This window comes from Nitrobacter sp. CN101, from assembly GCF_055390255.1.
Genome location: NZ_AP038833.1, coordinates 3617301 through 3640936, shown reverse-complemented (window position 1 = coordinate 3640936; position 23636 = coordinate 3617301). Strand labels below are relative to the sequence as shown.

General features: G+C 58.8%; 24 protein-coding genes and 1 tRNA gene. 13 read left to right on the top strand and 12 right to left on the bottom strand.

Translation table 11 applies throughout. The features are described 5' to 3' along the window. The first annotated feature begins 8 nt into the window (after positions 1–8). The 5 genes from ACZ5IL_RS18225 (at position 9) to ACZ5IL_RS18205 (ending at position 4679) form a co-directional block, all read left to right on the top strand. Positions 9–1177 (top strand): IS3 family transposase gene (locus ACZ5IL_RS18225; protein WP_464593342.1). Its coding sequence is split into 2 segments (ribosomal slippage): positions 9–273 and positions 273–1177, totalling 1170 coding nucleotides; the frame shifts between segments, so codons are not numbered across the junction. A 103-nt stretch (positions 1178–1280) separates the two neighbouring features. Continuing rightward, positions 1281–1922 carry a hypothetical protein gene (locus tag ACZ5IL_RS18220; protein WP_464593699.1) on the top strand — a complete coding sequence of 214 codons (642 nt, stop codon included), beginning with the start codon at positions 1281–1283 and terminating at the stop codon, positions 1920–1922. A 185-nt stretch (positions 1923–2107) separates the two neighbouring features. Next, positions 2108–2383 (top strand): hypothetical protein, encoded by a 276-nt coding sequence (locus tag ACZ5IL_RS18215; protein ID WP_464596939.1) that lies wholly within the window; start codon positions 2108–2110, stop codon positions 2381–2383. A 167-nt stretch (positions 2384–2550) separates the two neighbouring features. Then, positions 2551–4146 (top strand): serine hydrolase, encoded by a 1596-nt coding sequence (locus tag ACZ5IL_RS18210; protein ID WP_464593697.1) that lies wholly within the window; start codon positions 2551–2553, stop codon positions 4144–4146. A 362-nt stretch (positions 4147–4508) separates the two neighbouring features. Next, the gene (locus tag ACZ5IL_RS18205; RefSeq protein ID WP_464593695.1) at positions 4509–4679 is read left to right on the top strand and encodes a hypothetical protein; all 171 of its coding nucleotides are present in this window, start codon (positions 4509–4511) and stop codon (positions 4677–4679) included. Between the two features lie 196 nt (positions 4680–4875). Here the strand turns inward: ACZ5IL_RS18205 and ACZ5IL_RS18200 are convergent, their stop codons facing one another. The 4 genes from ACZ5IL_RS18200 to ACZ5IL_RS18185 all read right to left on the bottom strand — a co-directional run bounded on the left by ACZ5IL_RS18200 (position 4876) and on the right by ACZ5IL_RS18185 (position 9713). Further along, positions 4876–7080, bottom strand: a complete 2205-nt coding sequence (locus ACZ5IL_RS18200) for a xanthine dehydrogenase family protein molybdopterin-binding subunit (protein ID WP_464593693.1) — start codon at positions 7078–7080, stop codon at positions 4876–4878. Positions 7081–7114: 34 nt separating this feature from the next. Beyond that, the gene (locus tag ACZ5IL_RS18195) at positions 7115–8131 is read right to left on the bottom strand and encodes an FAD binding domain-containing protein (protein WP_464593691.1); all 1017 of its coding nucleotides are present in this window, start codon (positions 8129–8131) and stop codon (positions 7115–7117) included. Continuing rightward, positions 8128–8634, bottom strand: coding sequence for a (2Fe-2S)-binding protein (locus ACZ5IL_RS18190; protein ID WP_464593689.1), 507 nt, complete (start codon positions 8632–8634; stop codon positions 8128–8130). Before ACZ5IL_RS18190 ends, ACZ5IL_RS18195 begins: the two co-directional genes overlap by 4 nt. Positions 8635–8780: 146 nt before the next feature. Continuing rightward, the gene (locus ACZ5IL_RS18185; RefSeq protein ID WP_464593687.1) at positions 8781–9713 is read right to left on the bottom strand and encodes a hypothetical protein; all 933 of its coding nucleotides are present in this window, start codon (positions 9711–9713) and stop codon (positions 8781–8783) included. 380 nt (positions 9714–10093) lie between these two features. Between ACZ5IL_RS18185 and nirB the strand changes: the two genes are divergently transcribed. The 3 genes from nirB to ACZ5IL_RS18170 all read left to right on the top strand — a co-directional run bounded on the left by nirB (position 10094) and on the right by ACZ5IL_RS18170 (position 13697). Continuing rightward, positions 10094–12556 carry a nitrite reductase large subunit NirB gene (nirB, locus tag ACZ5IL_RS18180; protein WP_464593686.1) on the top strand — a complete coding sequence of 821 codons (2463 nt, stop codon included), beginning with the start codon at positions 10094–10096 and terminating at the stop codon, positions 12554–12556. Next, positions 12553–12882, top strand: a complete 330-nt coding sequence (gene nirD / locus ACZ5IL_RS18175; RefSeq protein ID WP_464593684.1) for a nitrite reductase small subunit NirD — start codon at positions 12553–12555, stop codon at positions 12880–12882. The genes nirB and nirD overlap by 4 nt, the downstream gene beginning before the upstream one ends. A 335-nt stretch (positions 12883–13217) precedes the next feature. Then, a complete protein-coding gene (locus tag ACZ5IL_RS18170) occupies positions 13218–13697 on the top strand; it encodes a VOC family protein (protein ID WP_464593682.1) in 480 nt (159 codons plus the stop codon). A gap of 437 nt (positions 13698–14134) precedes the next feature. Here ACZ5IL_RS18170 and ACZ5IL_RS18165 read toward each other — a convergent pair whose 3' ends face one another. The 5 genes from ACZ5IL_RS18165 to ACZ5IL_RS18145 all read right to left on the bottom strand — a co-directional run bounded on the left by ACZ5IL_RS18165 (position 14135) and on the right by ACZ5IL_RS18145 (position 17634). Further along, positions 14135–14452 carry a hypothetical protein gene (locus ACZ5IL_RS18165; RefSeq protein ID WP_464593680.1) on the bottom strand — a complete coding sequence of 106 codons (318 nt, stop codon included), beginning with the start codon at positions 14450–14452 and terminating at the stop codon, positions 14135–14137. 138 nt (positions 14453–14590) lie between these two features. Further along, positions 14591–14842 (bottom strand): hypothetical protein, encoded by a 252-nt coding sequence (locus ACZ5IL_RS18160; protein WP_464593678.1) that lies wholly within the window; start codon positions 14840–14842, stop codon positions 14591–14593. A gap of 285 nt (positions 14843–15127) precedes the next feature. Continuing rightward, entirely contained in the window at positions 15128–15544 is a 417-nt protein-coding gene (locus ACZ5IL_RS18155) for a DUF1236 domain-containing protein (RefSeq protein ID WP_464593676.1), read from the bottom strand. 292 nt (positions 15545–15836) lie between these two features. Then, positions 15837–16088, bottom strand: coding sequence for a hypothetical protein (locus tag ACZ5IL_RS18150; RefSeq protein WP_464593674.1), 252 nt, complete (start codon positions 16086–16088; stop codon positions 15837–15839). A gap of 397 nt (positions 16089–16485) precedes the next feature. Continuing rightward, positions 16486–17634: a M15 family metallopeptidase domain-containing protein gene (locus ACZ5IL_RS18145; protein WP_464593672.1), complete on the bottom strand. Its 1149-nt coding sequence runs from the start codon at positions 17632–17634 to the stop codon at positions 16486–16488. 258 nt (positions 17635–17892) lie between these two features. Between ACZ5IL_RS18145 and ACZ5IL_RS18140 the strand changes: the two genes are divergently transcribed. From ACZ5IL_RS18140 to ACZ5IL_RS18130, 3 genes are all read left to right on the top strand, one after another. Further along, entirely contained in the window at positions 17893–19455 is a 1563-nt protein-coding gene (locus ACZ5IL_RS18140; RefSeq protein ID WP_464593670.1) for a L,D-transpeptidase family protein, read from the top strand. A gap of 436 nt (positions 19456–19891) precedes the next feature. Beyond that, positions 19892–20107, top strand: coding sequence for a hypothetical protein (locus ACZ5IL_RS18135; protein WP_139372926.1), 216 nt, complete (start codon positions 19892–19894; stop codon positions 20105–20107). A gap of 48 nt (positions 20108–20155) precedes the next feature. After that, positions 20156–20368, top strand: coding sequence for a hypothetical protein (locus tag ACZ5IL_RS18130; protein WP_464593668.1), 213 nt, complete (start codon positions 20156–20158; stop codon positions 20366–20368). A gap of 563 nt (positions 20369–20931) precedes the next feature. Here the strand turns inward: ACZ5IL_RS18130 and ACZ5IL_RS18125 are convergent. Then, a complete protein-coding gene (locus ACZ5IL_RS18125; protein WP_464593666.1) occupies positions 20932–21132 on the bottom strand; it encodes a hypothetical protein in 201 nt (66 codons plus the stop codon). A 290-nt stretch (positions 21133–21422) separates the two neighbouring features. Here ACZ5IL_RS18125 and ACZ5IL_RS18120 point away from each other — a divergent pair, with 290 nt between their 5' ends. Next, positions 21423–22334, top strand: coding sequence for an AMP nucleosidase (locus ACZ5IL_RS18120; protein WP_464596938.1), 912 nt, complete (start codon positions 21423–21425; stop codon positions 22332–22334). Positions 22335–22408: 74 nt separating this feature from the next. Here ACZ5IL_RS18120 and ACZ5IL_RS18115 read toward each other — a convergent pair whose 3' ends face one another. Continuing rightward, entirely contained in the window at positions 22409–22741 is a 333-nt protein-coding gene (locus ACZ5IL_RS18115) for a phage integrase central domain-containing protein (protein ID WP_464593664.1), read from the bottom strand. Continuing rightward, positions 22712–22796, bottom strand: a tRNA-Leu gene (locus ACZ5IL_RS18110). Before ACZ5IL_RS18110 ends, ACZ5IL_RS18115 begins: the two co-directional genes overlap by 30 nt. Positions 22797–23012: 216 nt before the next feature. Between ACZ5IL_RS18110 and ACZ5IL_RS18105 the strand changes: the two genes are divergently transcribed. Beyond that, positions 23013–23552: a disulfide bond formation protein B gene (locus ACZ5IL_RS18105; protein ID WP_464593662.1), complete on the top strand. Its 540-nt coding sequence runs from the start codon at positions 23013–23015 to the stop codon at positions 23550–23552. Positions 23553–23636 lie beyond the last annotated feature (84 nt).

The following is a 23636-nucleotide window of genomic DNA, read 5'->3' as shown; positions in this document are numbered from 1 at the left end:
ACATTGGAATGCCCCAGAAGAAGCACAAGGCGGAAGAGATCGTCGCGAAGCTGCGCCAGGTCGATGTTTTGCTTTCACAAGGCAGATCGGTTGGCGAAGCGGTTCGTTCGATCGGCGTGACGCAGTTCACGTATTACCGGTGGCGCAAGGAGTTTGGTGGCCTGAAGGGCGATCAGGTAAAGCGCTTGAAAGAGCTTGAGAAAGAGAACGACCGGCTGCGCAAGGCAGTGTCGGACCTGACGCTCGAGAAGCTGATCCTGAAAGAGGCTGCCTCGGGAAACTTCTGAGCCCTTCCCGCCGTCGCCGCTGCGTCGACCATGTCATGGTGAAGTTCTCCGTCTCGGAGCGCTTTGCCTGCAAGGTTCTGGGCCAGCATCGCTCGACCCAGCGCAAGAAACCGCAAAGCCGACCGGATGAAGAGGCATTGACGACCGACATCATCAGTCTGGCCTCACGCTACGGCCGCTATGGCTATCGCAGGATCACGGCGATGCTGCGGTCCGAGGGTTGGACGGTGAATGCCAAGCGTGTCGCGCGTATCTGGCGGCGGGAGGGGCTGAAGGTTCCTCAGAAACAACCGAAGAGAGGCAGACTCTGGCTGAATGACGGATCGTGCGTCCGGCTTCGGCCCGAGCATCCAAACCATGTTTGGTCCTATGACTTCGTCGAGGGCCGGACCCACAATGGCAGGAAGTTCCGCATGCTCAACATCATCGACGAGTTCACCAGAGAATGTCTGGCGATCCGGATTGATCGCAAGCTCAACTCGACCGACGTCATCGACGTCTTGTCGGACCTGTTCATCCTACGCGGCGTGCCCGGCCACGTTCGTTCTGATAACGGGCCGGAGTTCATCGCCAAGGCAGTGCGAGAGTGGATTGCAGCTGTCGGCGCCAAGACCGCGTTCATCGAGCCCGGAAGCCCTTGGGAGAACGGCTACTGCGAGAGCTTCAACTCGAAGCTTCGCGACGAACTGCTCAACAGTGAGATCTTCTACAGCCTCGCCGAGGCCAAGGTCATCATCGAGGCATGGCGGCGCTACTACAACACCGAGCGACCACACTCATCGCTCGGATATAAACCGCCGGCGCCAGAGGCCATCGCCTGGCCTTCAAAGCCAGCCGGATCGCTTCCGCCAGCAGCGCAAGCAATGGCCGAAAAGCCGATTATGCATTAAGACTGAAACCGGACCACCTCATAGGGGCAGGCCAGTAATTTTCGCTGGCCGCTTTAATTTTTGAAGCAGCGAGGAGGACAGCGAAACAGGGGAATAGAATGTTATGCTCGAATTTTGGAAGTCTGACATTGGTAAGGTGGCGCTGGGAGGCCTTATTGCCGTAGTCGGGCAACTTACGGCCACCTTGTTAGCGTGGCTCAAAGAAGCGCGCTTTGCTGCGACCAAGCAGCGCAAAGATGCAGAGTACCTCGCCATGCGTCTTGTGCTTGTTTTGGATGCTCTGGTGGCCGCGTGTTACAATGCAGTCCATGACCCTCTCACCGAGGATAGTGAGGGCATCACAGAGAACACCGTGGCTGACCCGACGCTCACGCTTCCAGCAGACGGCGACTACAAGGCGCTTCCGCGAAGTCTGATGTTCGAGTTGCTCTCTATGCCGAACAAACTCGACGGCATCAAAGAAGGGCTTGCCTCCACGGCAGACTTTTCGTTCCCACCGCACTACTCAGAATACTATGAGTATCGTGAAGAGCACTGGTCGAAACTCGGATTGAAGGCGCTGGATTTGATCGACGCACTTTGCCGGGAATACAAGATTCCCCTCCCGGAACGACCTGAGCATTACACGCCCAGGGAGTCGTTCCGAGAAGCGGTGATTAAAATCGAAACTGTGCGGCAGGAGCGAACTGAGCGCAACGCAGCACTATTCGCAAAGCTGCGCGGTGCTTCGCCTGTTCAATCGTAGGTTAAAAGTCGAGAGCTCATGGTCCCGACGGGCTCTGGCGGTCCCTCTGAGCTGCGGAGTAACCGTCTGACTTGTGAAAATACAAAAACCTGATACAAAACAAACAACGGTTGCGCGAAATTCTCTAGATTTATCAACGTTGAAGCTGGGCCTTCGCGGTTCGAGGTCAACGAAACATGCAGGACATGCGGTTAAACTTCTACGGTTATTCCGCTGCCCTTGTGATCCTCATTTCATGTGCGGCAAATGGCGCGATCGCGCAGTCTCTCACGCCGTTCCGGTATGAATCCCAAGCGCAACGCAATTGTCCCGGCGATACGATCGTCTGGCTCGATTTCAGAAAAGAACGCTATTACCTAAAAGGCCAACGACGCTATGCGTCGGGAAATACCGGCAGCTTCGTGTGCAGGAATGAGGCTCGCGATAGTGGCTACCGGCGCTCGCCCTTGGGATTGAGATAAACCCGCTCGTAACCCCATACGCGACGCAGCAGGCGGGCATCGCGTCTGCCCGAGGTTCATCTCTGAAAGGATATGAAAGCCTTCGCGTTTGTGATTGCAGTGGACCGATGGTCATCGCAAACGTCATCATGCATCAAAGTGACGGTACAAACATCTGAAGGCCGCATATGTTCTTGCAGAAATCTGTTGTCGCATTTCGCCTGAGAGCAATCCTCGTCAAGCTGGTAGCTTCGTGTCTTGTCTGGGCGTGCGCGACAACATCGAGTTTTGCGGAGACTTCACCGCCTCAGACCTCCGGCGTACCCATTACCAATGGTCAGATCGAGAAGGCGATCACGAGCCTCGACGCGATCGTCGGTGACGTCATGAAGAAGAGCGGCATTCCGGGCATGGCGATCGCGGTGGTCCATGATGGCAAGGTCGCCTACGCGAAGGGCTTTGGCGTCCGGAAAGTCGGCGAGAACCAGCCGATTGACGCGAATACCGTTTTTCAGATCGCATCGCTTTCGAAATCCCTTGCGGCTAGCGTCGTGGCCTGCCAGGTCGGTGCGGGCGTTGTCAAGTGGAATACGCCTGTCCAAGCGCACTTGCCCTGGTTCGAGTTGATGGACCCGTGGGTGACACAGCATGTCACCATTGCGGATATGTTCAGCCATCGTTCGGGCTTGCCGCAGCATGCCGGCGATGATCTCGAGGATCTCGGCTATGATCGTCGAACCGTGCTGGAGCGCCTGCGTTTGCTACCGCTTCGCGGCTTCCGGGACGTCTATGCCTATACAAACTTCGGGTTGATGGCGGCGGCGGAATCCGTTGCTGCCGCATCGGGCAAGGACTGGGAAAGCCTGTCTGAAGAGGTTCTTTACAAACCGCTCGGCATGAGCGCGACCAGCTCGCGCTTTGCTGATTTCGAAAAGCAGACCAATCGCGCCATTGGACATGTAAAGGTCGGCAACGGCTTCCAGCCCAAATATCAACGCCGGCCCGATGCGCAGTCAGCCGCAGGCGGCGTCAGCTCGTCGGCAAACGATCTTGCGCGATGGTTAGCGTTGGTGCTGCAGAACGGCGAATTCGAAGGCCGGCAGATCATTCCGGCAGATGCGCTGCTTCCAGCCATGACGGCCGAAGTCGTTTCTATTCACTCCCCTTCAGCCGATGCGAGGCCCAGCCTGTACGGATATGGATTCGGCGTCGGAATCACGCCGGCGGGCCGAACAACGATCAGTCATTCCGGAGCCTTCGCGCTGGGTGCCGGGACTTATTACGCGATCATCCCCTCGGCCGGGATTGGAATTGTCGTGCTGACCAATGCAGAACCAGGTGGCGCAGCGGAGGCGGTCGGCACCTCTTTCACGGATATTGTCCAGTTCGGGATGGTGACGCGGGATTGGTTTGCTGCTTATGGCGCGGCTATGACGCAGCTCACGGCGCCGGCGGGCGATCTCGTCGGCAAGTCGCCACTCACCGCGCCAGCACCGGCTGCGCGTTCTTCATCCTATGTTGGTCGCTACGGCAATCCTTACTTCGGAGACGCCGAGATCGTCGATGCAAATGGTCATCTAGAATTAGAGATCGGCCATTTGAGCCAACCCTATGAGCTGACGCACTGGGATGGTGATGTGTTTTCGGTCCGCCCTTCCAGCGAAAACCAAACCGACGGTTCGTTGTCGTCGGTTACTTTCAAACGAGCAGGTGACGAGCCAGCCCGCGAACTGACGATCGAATATCTCAACGGCAACGGGCTCGGCCAGTTTATGAGGCGCTGAAGAACATTGTGCGGGTGAGCTTCTGATCCGCATCCTCACGCGAGTTGCGCCAGAGTTACGGAGGGCTACCGCGAAAGATTGCCTGACCTTTATTAGTTAGAACGAAATTTGTCTCGGTGGGCCAGGAATTGATCCAGCCGCGACAGAAATAGGGAAGTCAGAAATGTCGCCGTCAGAGAGAGGCGCTCCCTGCACATTAGCGTCCTGCGAACTGCTTCATGACGAATTGACGTTGCACCGTTGTGCTTGCGCGGTCGCTTTTCTTTCTTTGACGTTTGTGAGGATAAACTGCCAACACGAAGTTTCATCGGAACGAATCTAGAGGGGAACCCATTGTCCTTTACAAAGGAAGGAGTTCTCCAATGACCAACCCGAATGAGAAAAATCCGGACCAGAAGCGCGATCAAGGCCAAAAGGCAAGCCAGCAGACGGAAACCAAGCAGAAGGCCGAAATCCGGAAGGGCGTCCAGGAAGATATGCCTGACAATAAGCCTCAGGGCCAAGAGAAAACCGGATACAGCGGCGGCACCTGATGGGCTGCTTTAGCCATGGTAAGGCCGCCCCAGCGGGCGGCCTTTTTCATATAGAAGTTCATGTCGCTTGCGACGGGAAGACTTTATCAAAGTCGGAAAAAAAGAACCTGCGAGCAAAGTTCGGTCTCGTTGCTTTCAGTATATGAGATCAAGAAGTTGTCGGCTTGCGCTCGCTAGCTACGCAGATGACCTGCGCCTAGGCGTCTCGTGCTAACTTGTCGAGAGTGATCGGAAGATCTCTCACCCGTTTGCCTGTGGCATGATAGACAGCGTTGGCAATCGCCGCAGGAACGCCGACGATGCCGATCTCGCCCAACCCTTTGATGCCCATAGGGTTGACGATGTCGTCCTGCTCATCGACGAAGATCACCTTGACGTTGTGGACGTCGGCATTCACCGGCACATGATACTCGGCGATATTGGCATTCATGATCCGGCCGAAGCGGTGGTCGATGAGCGTTTCCTCGTGCAGCGCCATTCCCATGCCCCAGATCATACCGCCCATCACCTGACTGTGCGCGGTCTTAAGGTTGAGGATGCGTCCCGCAGCGACCGCGCTGACGAGCCGAGTGACGCGTATGACTCCCAACTGCTCGTCTACTTTTACTTCGGCAAAGATTGCTGAATGAGTGTTGTGGGCGTGCTTGCCTCCCTTCTTAAATTCTGTGGCCTTTTCCTGAGTGACGCGTTCGATGCCAGCTTGACGCATGGCGTCCGCGACCATGACGGTGCTGCGCGGATTCGTCTTGGACATGATCGAGCCGTTGGTCAGCACCACGTCGTCGGCCTGCGCGCCTTTCAGCACCGAGTTCGGCATGGCCTGCGCCATCTTCAGGAGTTCATCGCGGATGGCGTTGCTAGTGGTAACGATGCCGTTCGAAACCGACGCGGCGATCCACGACCCTCCTTCGACAGGAGACGGTGGCAACGTCGAGTCCCCGAGCTTGACAGTGATGTTATCGATCGGAAGGCCGAGCATATCGGCGGCGACCTGCGCCATGATCGTGTAGGTTCCGGTCCCGATGTCCGACGTCGCGCACGCCACTTCGGCGTGGCCGTTTCCAGTCAGCGTGATCCGCACCGTGATAGGTACCTGCAGCGCTTCCCAGATGCCCGTGGCCATGCCCCAGCCGATCAGATCGTTGCCATCACGCATCGATCGAGGCTCGAAACTGCGTTTGTTCCAGCCGAACGCGTCCGCACCTTGGCTGTAACATTCGCGCAGGTTCTTGCTGCTGAAGGGCAGGCCGGTAGACTGGTCGCTGTCCGAATAACACTTCAGCCGCAGTTCGAGCGGATCCATCTTCAGCGCAACCGCAAGTTCGTCCATCGCCGCTTCGAGCGCGTAAACGCCGGTTGCCGCGCTCGGCGCGCGCATGTCGCACGCTGTCGGAAGATCGAGGCGGACTAGGCTGTGCGCGTAACTGGCGGCTTCGCTCTTGTAGAGCAGACCGGACCATGTCGTCTCATTACGATAAAAGTCCTCGTATTGCGACGTCATCGTGGTGGCGTCGTGTGTGATCGCATTCAGCGTGCCGTCCGGTTTTGCGCCGAGCTGGATACGCTGAACCATCGCCGGGCGATAGCCGATCATGTACATTTGCTGCCGCGTCAGGACGAGGCGGACCGAGCGCTTGAGCACGCGGGCGCCTAGCACCGCGAGCACCACCTGATACTGCGGCCGCAGACCGGAGCCGAAGCCGCCGCCCATAAACGGCGACATCACACGGATTTCGTCGGGCCTGGTCTCGAACACGCCGCATAGATAGCGCTGAACGTTCTGTACCCCTTGCGTCTTGTCGTAAACCGTGAGCTTGCCGTCGTGCCACACGGCGGTCGATGCGAACAGCTCCATCGGATTGTGATGCTCGATGGGCACGGAATAGTCGGCCTGATGCTTGATATCCGACGTTACGAACGCCTTGGCCGCGTCGCCACGCGGTTTGGCCGGTGGATCGAGCGCGACGGCGTTGGCGAGCTGGCGCTCCAGATCGGTGACATGCGGTTGCTCATCGTAGTCGACCTTCACGAGAGACGCTGCGTAAGTCGCGGTCTCGAAGTCCTCCGCCAGCACTAGCGCGACCGGCTGGCCGTTGAATTTAATTTCGTCATCATAAAGCGGACGATAGGGCGAGCCTTCGGGCGCGACTTCATCCTCGTATGCCTTGTCGCTATCGGCCATCGGCGGCCGATTTTCATGAGTGAGGACGACGAGGACGCCATCCACCTTCATGGCTTCGCTGGTGTCGATCCGCTTGATACGGCCTTTGGCGATGGTCGAAGCGACCACGCTGCCATGTGCAAGATCGGGTGCGCCGTACTCGCCGGCGTAACGAGCGGCGCCCGTGACTTTGTCGCGCCCATCGACGCGCGATGTCGCCGTACCGATATAGGTCGTCATGGTCGTGCTCGGTTGATGAGGGTGAAGCACCGGCTCATGCGATTTTCTTGTCCGATTGAGATTGCGGTGTGCCGTTCGCGGCTTGCGTCAGCGCCCGGATGATGACGCGCCGGGCGAGGTCGATCTTGAAGGTGTTGTGACCGAAACCCTTGGCCCCGTGAAGAACGACATTGGCCGCGCGAGCGAAGGTATCGTGAGTGGGGGGCTGTCCGTTCAATGCCGCTTCGGCTTCCGGATTCCGCCACGGTTTATGGGCAACGCCGCCGAGCGCCAGCCGCGCGTCGCGAATCGTTCCGTTATCCATCTTGAGCGCCGCCGCCACAGAGACCAGTGCGAAGGCATAGGACAGACGATCCCGGATCTTGAGATAGGTATAGTGCGTGTTGAAGCCCTGCGCCGGCAGTTCGATGGCCGTGATGATTTCTTTCGGATCGAGATTGGTGTCACGCTGCGGCGTATCGCCGGGCAGGCGATGGAAATCCGCCATTGCAATGGCGCGCTCACCGTTGGGGCCGGCGACATGCACCCTGGCATCAAGCACCGCCAGCGCGACGCACATGTCGGAGGGATGGGTGGCGATGCAGGCATCGCTGGTGCCGAGGATCGCGTTGATCCGGTTGATGCCGTCTTTCGCCGAACAGCCGGAACCGGGCTCGCGTTTGTTGCATGGTGTCGCGACATCATAGAAATAGAAGCATCTGGTCCGCTGCAGCAGGTTGCCGCCGGTGGACGCCATGTTGCGCAGTTGGGCCGAGGCGCCGGCGAGGATAGCGCTTGAGAGCAGCGGATAACGTTCCACCACCAGTGGGTGCCAGGCGAGATCGGAATTCGGCACCAGCGCACCGATGCGCACGCCGCCGTCGGTCGTTTCCTCGACTTTGGCGAGAGGAAGGTGCGAAATGTCGATCAGCCGGCTGGGTTGTTCGACGTCGTATTTCATCAGGTCGACGAGATTGGTGCCGCCGGCAATAAACTTTGCCGACGCATCAGCCGCAATCTGGCTCAGGGCGTCAGCAACATCCGTTGCCCGCGAGTACTGGAAATTGTTCATGACGCATCCATGGCCTGCTGAATCGCAGCGACGATGTTCGGATAGGCCGCACAGCGGCAGATGTTTCCGCTCATCAGTTCGCGAATATCATCGGGCGTCTTCGCCTTGCCTTCGGCGATCAGGCTGACCGCCGAGCAAATCTGTCCCGGTGTGCAGTAACCGCACTGGAACGCGTCGTGATCGATGAACGCTTGCTGCACGGGATGGAGGACACCATCGGTCGCAAGACCCTCAATGGTGGTCACCTCGGCGCCGTCCCTCATCACCGCAAGCGTCAGGCAGGAATTGATCCGTCGGCCGTCAACCAGCACCGTACATGCACCGCATTGGCCATGGTCGCAGCCTTTCTTGGTGCCCGTGAGGCCAAGACGATCTCGCAATGCATCGAGCAACGTTGTCCAAGGAGCAATATCGAGCTTCTCCTTGGTGCCGTTGACCGTCAGCTCAATGGTGATCAAGCCGGGAAATAAAGCGGTTGCCGGAGCACTGTTTGACCGAGCCATCCGATACCCCCGCCAGTAAAGAAGGACGGGCTATAACGCGATCCCGGCGCACATGTTCCACAGGGGATAATCCCTTGCGTGCCCGGACCGGTTACTCCGGCATGTCGCGATGCCGGCCAGTTGCGTCGCGTTCGGGCTTGCGTCGTTTACCGCACCGGCATCGGCGGACGGGGAGCGCTGTCGTCACCAGGCTGTGCCGGAAGTCGGGCGGGTACCGGCGCTTGGGACGGAATGTAGGCGTCGCGTTGCGGGGGGATCCGGCTTTCGGTCGCCGATGGCGGCGAAGGGGACGGATGAGGAGGATTGTATGTTGCCGCTTGAGGCGAGGGGCGTTGTGGCTTTGGTGGAACAGACTTAGCCCGGTGCTGCACGGGGGGCTTGGGGTGAGCCTCGCGCTCTGCGGCCGTTGCGATCTCTCGGCGCAGTTGCTGTTGGCTGGCTTTCAAATCCTCGACCGCGCTTTTCAGCGCAGCAATCTCGCTTGCGTTTGACTCAAGCGACTGTGCAATTTCGGCCGGAAGCGCAGCTTGAGTTGGTGCAGCTTGCGTCGGGGGCGTGACGGGATCCGTCGACGGTGTTGATGGCTGGGCTGCGGTCGCAGTCTCTTGCGCAGGTTCCGCTTCGGCATTTGGTTGAGGCGCGGCGGCTTGGGTCGCCGTGTCCTGCGCTTCAACTGCATTTACGCCCTGCGTAGGGGCAGGAGCCTCCATTGAAAGATGCGGTATAAGACTCGAAAGCCTCTGTTTGGCCTCTTCACCATAGGAATGCCAGGCCACGCTTGCGGCAACGCCGATACAGATGGCCGACAGCACGGTTAAGACACCGCGATAAGACCGTGCGCGGGGGATATCTTTTAGGAGTGCGTCAACGTTGTCGTTCGACGGCGCAGGGTGGAACGAGGGTTCGCTTGCCGGCAGGGATGGTGCCGTCGATAGCGACGTCTCTTCAACCTGTGACGGCTCGTGATTGGCTTCAATTTGAGGATCACGCGTGATTCGCGGCGCCAAGTCGCGAAGTTGCGCGGCTATCGCGTCGTGCGGATCGGCTTGAGGACCAGCAGGTTGTGATCTGAATAGCATTTGAGTTCCAGGTTACATGTTGCGCGGCCGGGTTCCGGCTGGTCTATATGTCGAGATGAAGGCTTTGGGTTTGACCTCAGCAAGGCGGCAAGATGAAAAGTGTAAGGCAGGCAAGCCAAAGGTGACTGTCTCCAGCGCTTCCCATACTTGCCTAAGAGTTAACGGCGGTGGCGGACGTCCCTGATAGCCGATGTTGCGTTGCACAATCTTTCAGCACCATCTGCTCCCGTAGCGAGCGATCCTGTGCTCGGTCGTTTCTGGGTGCGGTCGATCTCGGCAATGTTCTGAGGGCAGCGTAGTGCATTTTTAGGACTGGCACGAGTCTTGCGTTAGTGATCTGCGACGGCTCTCGCTAGCTAAGGACGACGGAGCAAATCAAGATGAACAAGAAAGAGAAGCTCGTCATCGTCGGCGCAGGTATGGCCTCCGGACGGATGCTCGAGCACCTATTCGAAGCTGACCCGGAACGTTTCGACATTACCCTTTTTGGAGCGGAGCCGCGCGGAAATTACAACCGCATCATGTTGTCGCCTGTGCTGGCAGGCGAGAAGTCGTTCGATCAGATCGTCACGCATGATGCGGCTTGGTATGACGCCCACCAGATCAAATGCCGCTTCGACGAGACGATTACGCGCATCGATCGTGCGGCGAAGACGGTGCACTCGGCGAGCAGCGAAACTCCTTACGACAGGCTAGTGATTGCGACCGGATCCGCTCCCTTTATGATTCCCGTTGCCGGGCGGGACTTGCCGGGCGTCATGGCATTTCGCGACTATGACGATGTGCAGGCGATGGTGGCCGCAGCCAAGAAAAAGGACGCCAAGGCTGTCGTCATCGGTGGCGGTCTGCTCGGACTGGAGGCCGCGGCGGCGCTCAGGCTCCATGGTATGGAGGTGGTGGTCCTGCATCTGATGGGCCACCTGATGGAGCGCCAGCTGGACGCGGCGGCGGGCTATCTCTTGCAGAAGGAACTGGAGAGCCGCGGAATCAAAATTCACTGCAAGGCACAGACCAACGCGATCCTTGGCCACGGGCGAACCGAAGCGGTGCTGCTCGATGACGGCACCCTTTATCCGGCGGATATCGTGGTGATGGCGGTCGGCATCCGCCCGGAGGCGCGGATCGCAACCGATGCGGGCCTCCATGTTGAGCGCGGCATCGTCGTGGACGACCAGATGCTGACCTCTGATAGGAATGTCCTCGCCCTCGGCGAATGCTGCGAGCACAACAGCATTTGCTATGGCCTCGTCGCGCCGCTCTATGACATGGCCAAAGTCGCGGCGAAGACTTTGACAGGAGTCGAAGCGACGTTCCGCAGCGTCGAAACAGCGACCCAGTTAAAGGTGACCGGGGTGAGCCTTTACTCGGCGGGCGACTTCACCGACGCGCCTGATCGGGAAGATATCGTGCTGCGGAATTCGGGCGCGGGAGTCTACAAGCGGCTCGTGCTGAAGGACAACCGCATTGTCGGCGTGGTCCTTTACGGCGAGACCGCGGACGGCGCCTGGTACTTCGATATGCTGCGCAAGGGGACAGATGTCTCGGAGATGCGCGAGACGCTGATTTTCGGTCAATCCCGTCAGGGGAGCACGTCCCTCGATCCTATGGCGGCGGTCGCAGCCTTGCCGGATGATGCAGAAATCTGCGGCTGCAACGGCGTCTGCAAGGGCAAGATCGTCTCGGCCATCACGGCCAAAGGCCTGACGTCGCTCGACGACGTGCGCGCCCACACAAAAGCATCCGCATCCTGCGGCTCTTGCACGGGTCTCGTCGAACAACTCATGACGCTGACGCTCGGCGACGGCTACAATCCCGGCGCCGTGCAGCCAATGTGTGGTTGTACCACGCTCGGACATGGCGATGTCCGCCGGCTTATCAAGGCGAAGAGTTTGAAGACCATTCCTGCCGTCATGCAGGAACTGGAATGGAAGACTTCATGCGGCTGCGCAAAGTGCCGGCCGGCGCTCAACTACTATCTCGTATGCGACTGGCCGGACGAATACGCCGATGACTATCAGTCGCGTTTCGTCAACGAGCGCGTCCATGCCAACATTCAGAAGGATGGTACCTATTCGGTTGTACCGCGCATGTGGGGCGGCGTCACCAGCGCGAAGGAATTGCGCGCCATCGCCGACGTGGTCGATAAATTCCACATTCCCACCGTGAAGGTCACGGGCGGCCAGCGCGTCGACATGTTGGGCGTCAGGAAGGAAGACCTGCCTGCGGTGTGGGCTGATCTCGGCAAAGCCGGTTTTGTCTCGGGTCATGCCTATGCCAAGGGCTTGCGCACAGTAAAAACCTGCGTTGGCACCGACTGGTGTCGCTTCGGCACGCAGGACTCGACCGGGCTCGGCATCCGCATCGAGAAATTCATGTGGGGCTCGTGGACTCCGGCCAAGGTCAAGATGGCGGTCTCGGGTTGTCCGCGCAACTGCGCCGAGGCGACTTGCAAGGATGTCGGCGTGATCTGCGTCGACTCCGGCTATGAGATCCATTTCGCCGGCGCGGCGGGCCTCGACATCAAGGGCACGGAAATTTTGGGATTGGTGAAAACCGAGGACGAGGCGCTGGAACATATCGTGGCGCTGGTCCAGATGTATCGCGAGCAGGCGCGCTATCTTGAGCGTATCTACAAGTGGGCCAAGCGCGTCGGTCTTGACGAGATCCGCCGCCAGATTCTGGACGATCGCGAGAGGCGCGAAGCCTATTTCGAACGCTTTGTCTTCTCGCAGAAATTCGCGCAGGTCGATCCATGGTCCGAACGGGTATCGGGCAAGGACAAGCACGAATTCCGGCCGATGGCGACTATCGGTTTTCCGGTTGCGGCGGGGGGAGCGCGATGAGCTGGATTGCTATTGGCCAAACGGCAGATATCCCTCTTCGCGGCGCGCGCTGTGTAGCGACGCCGCAGGGGCGGATTGCGGTGTTTCGCACTATCGAAAATCGCTTCTTCGCTATCGAGGACCGCTGTCCACACAAGGGAGGCCCGCTTAGCCAGGGGATCGTGCACGGCGCTCAGGTCACCTGTCCGCTGCATAACTGGGTCATCTCGCTCGAGACAGGCATGGCTGTTGGGGCCGACGAGGGTTCTGTACGCACCTTTGCGCTGAAGGTGGAGGGCGGAAAGCTCCTGATCTCCTCAGAAGCACTCGTCAGCATGATCGCATGACGCGGAGCGGTTTTGCCGAGCAGCATCAGATATTCCGTTCGACCGGGAGAGCGTGAACTCGATTCCTCGCGCTCCAGCCAACCCGTCCGCTCATTCTTGAAGCTCTGAAGACGCGAAAAGGCTACCATACGGGGCTTTTATGTCTTCGGCGTTCCTCTTGACGAAGCTCAGGTCGAGATTGTTGACCGCGACTGGGTGCACCCTGGTTGTAGATCGCGTGTTGCTGGAGGAACGTCATATGCCATTCTACGTTCGCGTATCTCGCTAAGGCGGCTGTGAACCGACCACAAATGCATGGGAACCGGGGGTGTGGTTTCAAAAGCAAAGGACAAGCAATGACCGTCGCCAAGAACACGATCTGTCTATGGTACGACAAGGACGCCGAGACTGCAGCCCGGTTCTACGCCGAGACTTTTCCTGACAGCTCGGTGAGTGCCATTCACCGTGCTCCCAGCGATTACCCATCCGGCAAGGCTGGCGACGTGTTGACAGTCGAATTCACAGTGGCCGGTATCCCCTGTCTCGGGCTCAATGGCGGACCAGCGTTCAAGCATAACGAAGCCTTCTCATTCCAGATCGCCACGGACGATCAGCAAGAAACCGACCGCTACTGGAGCGCCATCGTCGGCAATGGCGGTCAGGAAAGTGCTTGCGGTTGGTGCAAGGACAAATGGGGCATCTCCTGGCAGATCACGCCGCGCGTACTGACCGAGGCGCTGGCTGCCGGCGGCGCTGAAGCAAAACGCGCGTTTGAAGCGATGATGCATATGAAGAAAATCGATGTTGCCGCGATCAAGGCGGCTAGGGGCGGTTGATGGTCCTACGTAGACCTTGCATCACCGGTTTTGATCGGCAAGGGGACCGGCTTATTCCAGCCACCACTCATTCGACGTGCCCATGTCCTCAATGAGATGCCAGCGCCTGATCCGCTCAGGCGTCAGAGACGCATAGAACCGCGCCCACGCGGCCCTGAACTCCTCCTTCCGGCCCTCAAGGCCAACAGCCTTGCCGCTGCACCACGGCGGGAAGAGGCGGATTGATGCACCACTCCCACGCGGCAACACTCTGCCGTGACCGTTCCCCCGCGAGCCTGATCCGGCCGACCGGTCGGCCGTCGTGGATCACGCAATAATCGTTTGCCAACTTGTCGCCGGCGTTGAGAGTAGGGCGGAGAGAAAGGTCCATGGGCCCGAATCTAGGGCGAACGTCCCGGAATCATAGGGCTGGAACCGCTATCAGGAAGCTGATTGAGTCATTTATCCCGCTCAAATCCCACGACAGCGTCCAGGTCCTCCAGAGCCAGCTTTTCTTCTGCAACCCAACCATCGCCTTCGCGCCTAAAATCACCGGGGTGGATATTTTTGGCGTTGAGAGGTTCAAAGTCTGCCGGGAGCGTCCCGACACGACGACCGTGGTGCATGACTGGGACACGTTCGATACCCAGCCATTGGATGAGATTATCCGCTCCAAATTGCGCCACAGCGTTTTCATCGAGCGTCACGTAACGACCGTCGTCTAATTGATAGGTGACGGTCCCGCGTCTTTGGTCTTCTTTTTCGATCCTTTTCATCTCTCCATCCTGCCTGGATGCATCAGGACCGATCCGCAATGAGGGTGGAAAGTTCTCGATTTATCGGCTTTTCAGATGCGGCTTCATTTCCTCTCGGCAGATAGCGTCTTGGCAATATCGTCAAGGCGGGGAATGCGTTCACGAATAAAAAGGCCTGGACTGTCCCACGGCCTTTTCGATCTCTTCGTCGATAACTTTTTTTAACAGGTAGAGCGCGGTTTCCTCGTACGATAAATCCGGCAGTTTCTTGATCGCAGGCACTGCAGCCGTGAAGTTCTCAGGAAACAGGCGGACCAAATCGTCACCTTTGTCGGCTTCATAGTCTGCCGTGTATATCCGTCTTTTTCCCCGGTATTTGATGAAGCCAGTGATCTGGTCTTCGTTGGTCATGGTCGTACCTTCCGTTCGGCTTGTCCCGGATCAATAATAGCCTCCCTCTCTTGGTGATCTCAATGGCATTTGCTCGGTTGGGGGGATGCCGACGCTTGCACTGCAGCTAACTACGGCTCTATCAAAGCGGCCGCCGGAGTTTCGTGCAGATGACAGCAGGCACCTCAAGCCGGCACTCACCTCGAACGGAATCCCGCTGGGAAGTCCGGTGGTCTCCATTCGAAGCAAGTCTTCAGGGGTCAAGCAAGCGAGCGGGCACACCCGGCAGCCGGCCGGATCGATCACCTAGTCAATGATCTCGACCACGCTATGCGTCCGCGGATCGACCAGCACGGTTTGGTCGTTCACAACGGTGTATCGATAGTGCGGCGCACCATATTCGGCAGGCACATCGTAGTAGGTGAGGCCGCTATCCGGCAGGACGACGCCAACATGCATCGGTTCACGATAATGAAATGACGGATGGTGCTGCTCGACCACGTATTGCCGGAAGCGCGGACGCTGATCGATGCCGAGCACGCCGGCTACACCGCCAGTAACGGCCCCGACGGCCCCACCGACCACGGCACCGACCGGACCCGCTGCTCGATCACCCTCGCGCGCGCCATGTTCCATACCTCCAACCACACCCTGGGCCATGACCGATGCGGGCAATATCAGCGCAACTGAAATCGCTGCGGCTCTGATCAACGAACGGGCCATAAATTTCTCCTCCGACCTTTAAACACGGGGAGCAAAGTCGGAGATCGTCGTTTTCGTTCCCCCGGTCCGAGCCCAAAAAAGGTTCGAAAAAAGGCGTTCGTTTGGAACGAAACCGGGGTCTTCTGCGAGCTGACTGCCGGGGAAGGTCATCACTCGTAGACAGGCCATCGGCCCGCGTGCCTTGGTTGGCTCACACTCCGCTTCGGCATCAGCCGACTAACGGGATGGGTGACGTGAACTGGCCGCGCTACAATTCGCGCGACCAGTAGATCATCAATGTCGATGAGTCCGCCTACTTCTTGCTTTTCTTCTTCTTCTTATGTTTCGTCGTATGATTCTGCTTCATATGATAGCCGTCTGTGTCGGACACATGCGGTGTTTGGGACCTGCTTACTCCCTTGGCGGTGCTGGCTCCGTGCTCCGCGACGGTGGGCACTCCGCTCCGCGGATGAGCGCCACCGTCGACATTGTCGGCGAACGAAGCGGAAGCCGAACCAAAAGCCAGCCCGATGCCCAGGGCAGCTACTGCAATTACGTTTTTCATTATTCACTCCAATGTTGGTATCGCAGGAAATATATAGCTCGGACCGCGGCGTTCCAGATAGGGTGCATATTTAGGCTGTCGCTGAACATCAACGGCCCAGTCGCGTGGACCTGTCTGGGTATCTGTTGCGGCTGTGAAAGGGCATACCCACAGCCCCTGAGCGAACGGTAGCGGAGAAGCTTCTGTTGCTCTGGCGGGAAACGAATTATGTAATAACTATCTGATTATATTTGAATATTTTTTACAATAACCTTTCCGTCGGGCCGGCGACGACAATGCAAATTTCCTTATCCGGGCCTTGGGCTCAACCTCGACACCGCGTCAGGTCCGAAGAGGGCCAGCAACGGACGCTACGGATTCCCAGATTTCATTTGGAGCCTGATATCGGCCAAGCCACTCAGCTCGCTTTCGGCTTTGAGGCGACTGCAGTTCTCGGGCGCTTGGCGCGGCGTGAGTGATCGCGTGTGGCCACGCCCTTCGCCTTCTTCTTCAGGCCGGTCTCCTTGGCGTCCGATGCCGCTTGTTTTGTACCGCCGCTATGCTTCGCATATTCCTGGCCGTCGACCGGTGCGACATGCGGCGGGTCCCTGCCGAGATATGGGCGCCCGATTCCGAACTCCTTCCCGTGCGCATCGACCCACTTCCAAAATCTTTCCGAGGAAGCAAATCGCTGATTGCGCGTTCCGCCTTCGACGCTCACCACATCGGCCGCGAGCCCATGCCCGTAGCCACCGCGCAAGCTGCCGCCATGATACGACCTGTTGCTCGCCGCCTTGAGGCCGCTTGCGATCGATTGGCGGTAGTCGTCACGGAATGCGCTGGTGATGCCGGGCGAAAGCCCCGCTGCCTCCGCCGCATGAAACATACGAAACAATTTTAGTTTGAAGCTCCGGTCCATGCCGCCGATCACATACTCCATCATCGACATGCCGACGCGTTCCGCCGCCTTCGGATCCTTCCACCCGAAATTTTGATCGACAAGCTTGGTGAAGGCTCTGGAAACACTCACCCTCTTGCCCTTCCGTTTGATCGTGACGCTCTTCCATTCACGGATACTGATAGTATCTTCCTTGGGCGTGCGCTGATAAAGCGCCCACAGATAGCGATCGACGCAGATGTCCACGACTTGGCACTCGTCGACCATCTCGATGGACTTCGTGGCTTTGTTGATATCGACAGGTTCGATATCCGACGGGTTCGCGCTTGCAATTTGCACGGACGCTGGTTCGGCAGGCGAGATTTCGACAGGTGCCATCGGTTCGTGGGCGATATCTCCCGCAAGCGAGAGTTCGGTCATCGCCACATGAGATTTCGAAGGGGGTTGCTGATCGGTTTGACTCAGATCGTGACGAGACATTGAGCTCGGCTGCAATGCAGTGGTGAGTTCCTGTGCAGCGGAGGAAGAAGGCGTGCTGATAGTGGGTGTCGCTCCGCCCGTGGTCTGGCGTGCCTCTGATCCCATCGCAAGCAGAGCGTAAATACCTGCCGCGAAAACGACCCATAGCAAGGCGGGCGTCAGCGTTGAAAGTTGCCGCGGGTTCATCATGCCAGCCTCATCGGAACCGGATTACATAGCCGAGGATGTGGACGCGACGATTGTTTCGGGAAGGAAATAGCCGCGCAATGGCGTAACCGGGCAGACCGGGTCCTTTTCCCCGAAGTGTTGCCTGTGTGCAACTGAAGGCTTGCGAACGCTCTTTGTCCGTTTTGTGCCAATTTCAGCTGCGAGCATGCTTGTTTTTCACGAGTCGGCTATCTGTGAGATCGGTCACGGTAGCGGACATGCGTTGCGACGGGGAATGGAATGGTGAATCGATTGACGTTGGTGCGATCTACAGTGGCGATGCACCATTGGGGACGTTCGGCCGTCGTGATGTTCGCGGCGATGGCCGCGCTGATCGCACCGATTGCTGAAGCCACGGCGAAACAGGTGCGCCGCGCGCAACCCGCCGAGACCACGGCGCCGCGCGAGGCAGGCGAGCCGATCATGGCAATCGTGTCCATCAAGAGCCAGCAGGTCACGTTCTATGACACCGAGGGCTGGATCCTGCGCGCCCCGGTATCGACCGGCATCAAGGAGCGCGAGACGCCGGCCGGCGTCTTCGCCATCGTAGAGAAGGACAAGGATCACCACTCGAGCATGTATGACGATGCCTGGATGCCGAACATGCAGCGCATCACTTGGAACGGCCTTGCATTGCATGGCGGGCCATTGCCTGGTCATGCGGCCTCACATGGCTGCGTGAGAATGCCCTATGGCTTTGCGGAGAAGCTGTTTGACAAGACGCGGATCGGGATGCGCGTGATCATCTCGCCGGACGATGCGGCCCCGGTCAACTTTTCTCATCCGACGCTATCGCTCTTCATGCCGAAGGCGGAAATCATCGCAGATGCTCCAGCGACTGCCGAGAGGCTCGCCCGCGAAGCCACCGAGGCTGCCAAGGCGGCCGATGAGGCCAAAAAGATTGCGGCCACAGCGGCTCGCGAGGTGGCACCGCTCGCAGCGTCTCTGCGCAAGCTGGAGCGATTCAAAGCCCGGGCCGACGCCGCAGTTGTATCCGCCGACAAGGCACTGGCCGCGGCCAAGACCGATCAAGCCAGGACGAAGGCTGAAGACCGTAAGCAAAAGGCCGTTGCCAAAGCGGCGGAGTTGGCGACCCAGTTAGACGCCGCCAAGGCAGACGCGAAATCAAAGCTCGACACAGCCAACACCGCAAAGGAAGCGGCCAAGGCGGCTCAGACAAAAAAGGGCGGTATCGCCAAGGCGGCGCTCGACGCGAAGCTCGCGCTCGAGCCGGTCTCGATCTACATCAGTCGGGCGACGCAAACGCTTTACGTTCGGCGCAACACACATGAACCGGCACCGGACGGAGGCGGCGAGGTATTCGATGCAACAATCGAGGTCCCGGTCACGATCCGCGATCCCGGCACACCACTGGGCACGCACGTGTTCACGGCGGTGGCGCGCAACGATGCGGGCCTGCGCTGGACCGCCGTCACGATCGAGACTGGGGATGACGCCAAAAACGCGCTCGACCGCATCACCATCCCGAAGGAAGTCCTCGATCGCATCGCGCCGGCCGCATTGCCGCGATCCTCAATCGTCGTCTCCGACGAGCCGCTGAGCAAAGAGACGAACTATCGCACCGAGTTTGTTGCGGTGCTGAGCGACCAGCCGCAGGGCGGCTTCATCACGCGCAAGCCGAGCGAGGTCCTCGTGGCGGACGACAGCGGCTGGAACAACGGTAGCCCGCAGGGAGACGATGGCTTCGGCTTCTTTTTCCAGCGCAATCCGAATCCCCACCCGAGCAATACGCGCAGGGGCGGCGGTCAGTTCTTCCCTCCGATGCAAGGAGGCTGGTGGTAAGACGCGGCACGCTGCGTGTTGGCCCGTTGTCCGCTTTGGGCCATTCGAATTGGGCATGTCCGCAGCATGTTCGGTTGGGCAACCGCAAACAACGCGCGGTAGAAGTCCTTGGGTGTATTGGACGCAGGAAAAGAAGCCGGTTCGGTTACGCGAAGCACCCGGGACTGCCCCTTGATATTCGCCAACATACTGACGGTTTGTATGACCGCGTGAAGCAAGTGACGGCCCATGAAATGCGCCGCGCTGCCGTAGTTGGCAAATGCGACTTCGCTACTGGTGTCCAAGGCCGTAGACCGATAACGCAGAAAGCCCTCGAATTCCGCGAGTGCCTTCTGCTATGGGCAATCGATGTGTGAAGGTGCGCCGCTTTCAACGGAGGACTAGCCTCGTAGCGGGTGCCCCCTATCTAAGAAAACAGGCTATCAGGAGCATGAAGATGAGCGACGATCACGAACGGCAGATTCAGGAGATACTGGCGCGGTTCAGCGACGGCCCCGAAAGCACGGACGCGAAGGTGCAGCAGGTCAAGGACACCCTGGAGGCGTTTCTCGAGAGCGGACCCGGCACGCGAGAGGAGCGGCAGCTGATCGTGCTCGACAAGCTCCTTCTGATCGATGCTTCGTTCAATGACTTCCGGAGCAAGCGGAACTAGCCGCACAGGCGCGCGGTTATGGACGGGAGCGTTGGGAGGACCGTGGCGATGAATGACATAGAAGAGCGCGTGCTGGACATCATGGCGGAGTACGGCGACCTGGTCACGGGAGAGGAGCCGCAGGTGGAGGAGTTCAAGAGGGCAATTCAGGACTTCCTCGAGCACGGCCCCGGCATGCCCGACCAGCGGCGCCAGGCTTTGCTCAAGCATATGAAAGGTTGGGACCCCGATTACATAGCCTACCTGACGAGGCGGGGCTGAGCCGGAGAGTCGAAGCTAGACGGTTGCCCGCGACGTTTCCAAGCCTCTAAGAAGCAAAGCCCAACGCCATTTCTCTCGCCAATTCGTTTATGCGGTCTACGCGAACGACCTTAAAATACACGTGTTATCGGAGAAGCTAAATCGATAAGTGCTACGAGGGTCAGCTTGAAAGCCGGAAGTAGTTTCGGAGAGAACCAAACGATTGGTTCTGATCTCTCTTATTTCCGATCCACCGTAAAAAGCTGAACCCTGCGTATCAAAGCGTATCTCTCGTTTCAGTCAGGGATAGAAATGTACTTCGCGGGAGATACCTCTCCGCTTGGCGTCTGTTGCTTGGAGAACGGGCCTAAGCCGAGCAGCAGCGCGATCAGCGCCGCCAAGCCTCCTGCCATAGCGATAAGGAAATAGCGCGACATGCGTTGCAACGCCGGCGCAAAGCGATTGTTTCGTACCACAACTTATCGCGCGGCAAGAAAAACCCGCCGGGCTCGAGGGCCGCGGCGGGCAAAGTCTGTCAAACTTCATCGCGGGTAGACAACGTCGAGGGCCCGTCTCCGTTCCCATTACTTCGGCGGCTGCAGTTCGGGCGAGGTCGCCCATCTCTCGATGTTTGCGGCGGTTTCGGCCTGCCGATTTTTCTTCAGCAACTCGTAGTGATCCGCACCGCCCGGCCCATCGTCCGCCTCAGATTGTGCGCCCGCGATGAAGTCCGAAAGACGGTCCTGAAGCGATGTGGTCTGCTTGAAACGACGCCGGATCTGCATGGCACGCTCCTGTCCGTGAGAGGAAGGCGGGAGCGCAATCGGGCGTTCTCATCACCGATATGAGCCGCGATCCGTGCGGTGATGAGTCACCATCGCGTATTCGAAAGCGGAGTTCTGCGCACTAGTGGACATAGCGCGGTTCACAACCGCTTGAAGGCTACGGGCCTTTCCCTTCGGCCCATCCATCGTCTTCCTCCACTTAGACCAGCGCCCGCCCTTGGTCCCTCTCTGCGAATCCCACGCATGAACGTTTCGCGGTATGCGTGCGGTCTCGGATCAGCTAATGAAGCATTGTTGCTAGCCGCAGGATTCGTGGGCTGATTGACGATCCATTCCGTGTCTTTCAGCGGAAACTCGCATTCAGCTTCGGATATCGGTCCTATCTGACGTGGGAGCAGAAACTGAAAGAGAAAAAGGACATCGTCGAAAATTGGCTGCCGCGCTACACGGGCACGCCGCTTGGCGAATTTGGACAATATGTTCTTTTGACGAATTTCGGCGGCTACGTCGCGTGGTTCGCCGCTCAGCACGAGGTATCGATCAAGGGGACGGATCGACCGATGCCCAACGCGACTGCCGATGGCATTACCTTGATCAATTTCGGCATGGGAAGCCCGAATGCCGCGACCGTGATAGACCTCCTGAGCGCCATTTCCCCGAAGGCTGTTCTATTTCTCGGAAAGTGCGGCGGCTTGAAACGCAAGAATCAGACTGGCGATTTCATTCTGCCCATTGCGGCCATTCGCGGCGAAGGCACTTCGAACGATTACCTGCCGCCGGAGGTTCCTGCGCTGCCCGCATTCCAACTGCAACGCGCAGTGTCAACCATGATCCGCGACCTGGGTCATGATTATTGGACAGGCACCGTGTACACAACGAACCGTCGTGTCTGGGAGCATGATGATGCTTTCAAGGAGAAGTTGCGTCGCACACGGAGCATGGCGATCGACATGGAGACTGCAACAATCTTTGCCGCCGGATTCGCTAACCACATCCCGACCGGTGCGCTGCTTCTCGTTTCCGACCAGCCTATGATCCCTGAGGGTGTGAAAACCGAAGCGTTGGATTTGGTTGTGACCGCAAACTATGTTGAAACGCACATCAGGGTTGGGATAGAGGCCCTCAAACTGGTGCGGCGTCATGGCCGAAGCGTGAAGCATCTGCGCTTCGAAAGCGAATTCGAAGGACCACGTGAGCCATAAGGTGCTCCGGCCCCGGATCGCTTGGCCACCATCGTTCGAGGCGCCGACATCTCACACAGCCGCGCGAGGTGGCCTCATCCTCGTGAGATATAGCAGCTGTGGCGGCAGCCATCTGGGACCTGTGTCCTGCGGCTTTCGCGTGGTTTGACCTCATGCGTGGCAATGGCTCCTCGCAATACTTGCGTCGGACCGGCCTTTGCCCGCGTCGTCTGGATGGCGTGCCGAAACACCGCGCCGATAGTGCCCCGGACACGGGCTGCCGTCTCCAATTTCCCGGCTGCCTCGACCGGCTCAAGGAGCGCCAGAACCTCAACGGGCTCGATTTCGCAGCCTTTTGTGTGATCACGAACGGTGATGAACGTCTGGGAGCTGCTTCGTGGTGCCCCTGGCCGGAATCGAACCAGCACTCCTTGCGGAACTCGATTTTGAGTCGAGCGCGTCTACCAGTTCCGCCACAGGGGCATTCGCGAGTCATGCGCCGAGTGAGGCGGTAGTCTTGCGAAGCGGGGCGGACTATAGCGGCCGATCCCTGCCGGTCAACCCGGTGCGCCAAGCGTCCTCCGTCAACAGGATCATTTGGTCTCGAAACACTGCAGTGTGATGGCTGCCGGCTCGACAGCGGCAAGGCTCGCAAGCTAGGACGCATGGTGCAATCCAAGTACTTCGCCGGAGGAAGCCGTGACCCTCGATGCTGTCGTGAAATCCGCCTCCGGAGTCGGTAGAAAAACCGCCTTCGCGGCGACGCTGGCCGTGGCCTTCATCGCCGCGGCGACAATCGCAGGCGCGTGGTTCTTTCAGATCGTGCTGGAGATCCTGCCGTGTCCGCTCTGTCTAGAGCAGCGCTATGCCTACTATTTTGCGGTCCCCTTCGGCCTGCTCGTGGCATTTGCCCTCGCGAAGGGCGCACCACGTTGCCTCATTATACCGCCTCTCGCCGTTCTTACGCTGGTTGTGCTGGTCAACGCCGGGCTCGGCGCCTATCACGCCGGGGTGGAATGGGGCTTCTGGCTGGGGCCGACCGAGTGCAGCGGAACGGTGCTCGATCTGGGCAAGGGAAGTCTGCTTGAGAATCTCGATAGAGTGAAGGTGGTGCGTTGCGACCAGGTGCAGTGGCGCTTCCTCGGCCTGTCGCTGGCTGGCTACAATGCGCTGATCTCGCTGCTGATGGCGGTAATCTCGGGGTGGGGCATCGCAGCTTTGGCAGGCAAGGTCAGGTAAACTCTGTGCAGTACGGGATGAAAAGTGTGTCGCGGCTTTCCGCTCGCATCCCGCTCATCGCGCTCCAGCGACATCCAGCCTTGA

Bases quoted from the DNA above. Each gene is read 5' to 3' on its own strand.
- ACZ5IL_RS18185 (WP_464593687.1), bottom strand. From the start codon at position 9,713: ATGCTATTCAGATCACAACCTGCTGGTCCTCAAGCCGATCCGCACGAC.
- ACZ5IL_RS18140 (WP_464593670.1), top strand. From the start codon at position 17,893: ATGGTGAATCGATTGACGTTGGTGCGATCTACAGTGGCGATGCACCAT.
- ACZ5IL_RS18205 (WP_464593695.1), top strand. From the start codon at position 4,509: ATGACCAACCCGAATGAGAAAAATCCGGACCAGAAGCGCGATCAAGGC.
- ACZ5IL_RS18220 (WP_464593699.1), top strand. From the start codon at position 1,281: ATGCTCGAATTTTGGAAGTCTGACATTGGTAAGGTGGCGCTGGGAGGC.
- ACZ5IL_RS18190 (WP_464593689.1), bottom strand. From the start codon at position 8,634: ATGGCTCGGTCAAACAGTGCTCCGGCAACCGCTTTATTTCCCGGCTTG.
- ACZ5IL_RS18195 (WP_464593691.1), bottom strand. From the start codon at position 8,131: ATGAACAATTTCCAGTACTCGCGGGCAACGGATGTTGCTGACGCCCTG.
- ACZ5IL_RS18170 (WP_464593682.1), top strand. From the start codon at position 13,218: ATGACCGTCGCCAAGAACACGATCTGTCTATGGTACGACAAGGACGCC.
- ACZ5IL_RS18135 (WP_139372926.1), top strand. From the start codon at position 19,892: ATGAGCGACGATCACGAACGGCAGATTCAGGAGATACTGGCGCGGTTC.
- ACZ5IL_RS18200 (WP_464593693.1), bottom strand. From the start codon at position 7,080: ATGACGACCTATATCGGTACGGCGACATCGCGCGTCGATGGGCGCGAC.
- ACZ5IL_RS18215 (WP_464596939.1), top strand. From the start codon at position 2,108: ATGCGGTTAAACTTCTACGGTTATTCCGCTGCCCTTGTGATCCTCATT.
- ACZ5IL_RS18145 (WP_464593672.1), bottom strand. From the start codon at position 17,634: ATGATGAACCCGCGGCAACTTTCAACGCTGACGCCCGCCTTGCTATGG.
- ACZ5IL_RS18130 (WP_464593668.1), top strand. From the start codon at position 20,156: ATGAATGACATAGAAGAGCGCGTGCTGGACATCATGGCGGAGTACGGC.
- ACZ5IL_RS18210 (WP_464593697.1), top strand. From the start codon at position 2,551: ATGTTCTTGCAGAAATCTGTTGTCGCATTTCGCCTGAGAGCAATCCTC.
- ACZ5IL_RS18160 (WP_464593678.1), bottom strand. From the start codon at position 14,842: ATGACCAACGAAGACCAGATCACTGGCTTCATCAAATACCGGGGAAAA.
- ACZ5IL_RS18165 (WP_464593680.1), bottom strand. From the start codon at position 14,452: ATGAAAAGGATCGAAAAAGAAGACCAAAGACGCGGGACCGTCACCTAT.
- ACZ5IL_RS18155 (WP_464593676.1), bottom strand. From the start codon at position 15,544: ATGGCCCGTTCGTTGATCAGAGCCGCAGCGATTTCAGTTGCGCTGATA.
- ACZ5IL_RS18125 (WP_464593666.1), bottom strand. From the start codon at position 21,132: ATGCAGATCCGGCGTCGTTTCAAGCAGACCACATCGCTTCAGGACCGT.
- ACZ5IL_RS18150 (WP_464593674.1), bottom strand. From the start codon at position 16,088: ATGAAAAACGTAATTGCAGTAGCTGCCCTGGGCATCGGGCTGGCTTTT.
- nirD (WP_464593684.1), top strand. From the start codon at position 12,553: ATGAGCTGGATTGCTATTGGCCAAACGGCAGATATCCCTCTTCGCGGC.
- nirB (WP_464593686.1), top strand. From the start codon at position 10,094: ATGAACAAGAAAGAGAAGCTCGTCATCGTCGGCGCAGGTATGGCCTCC.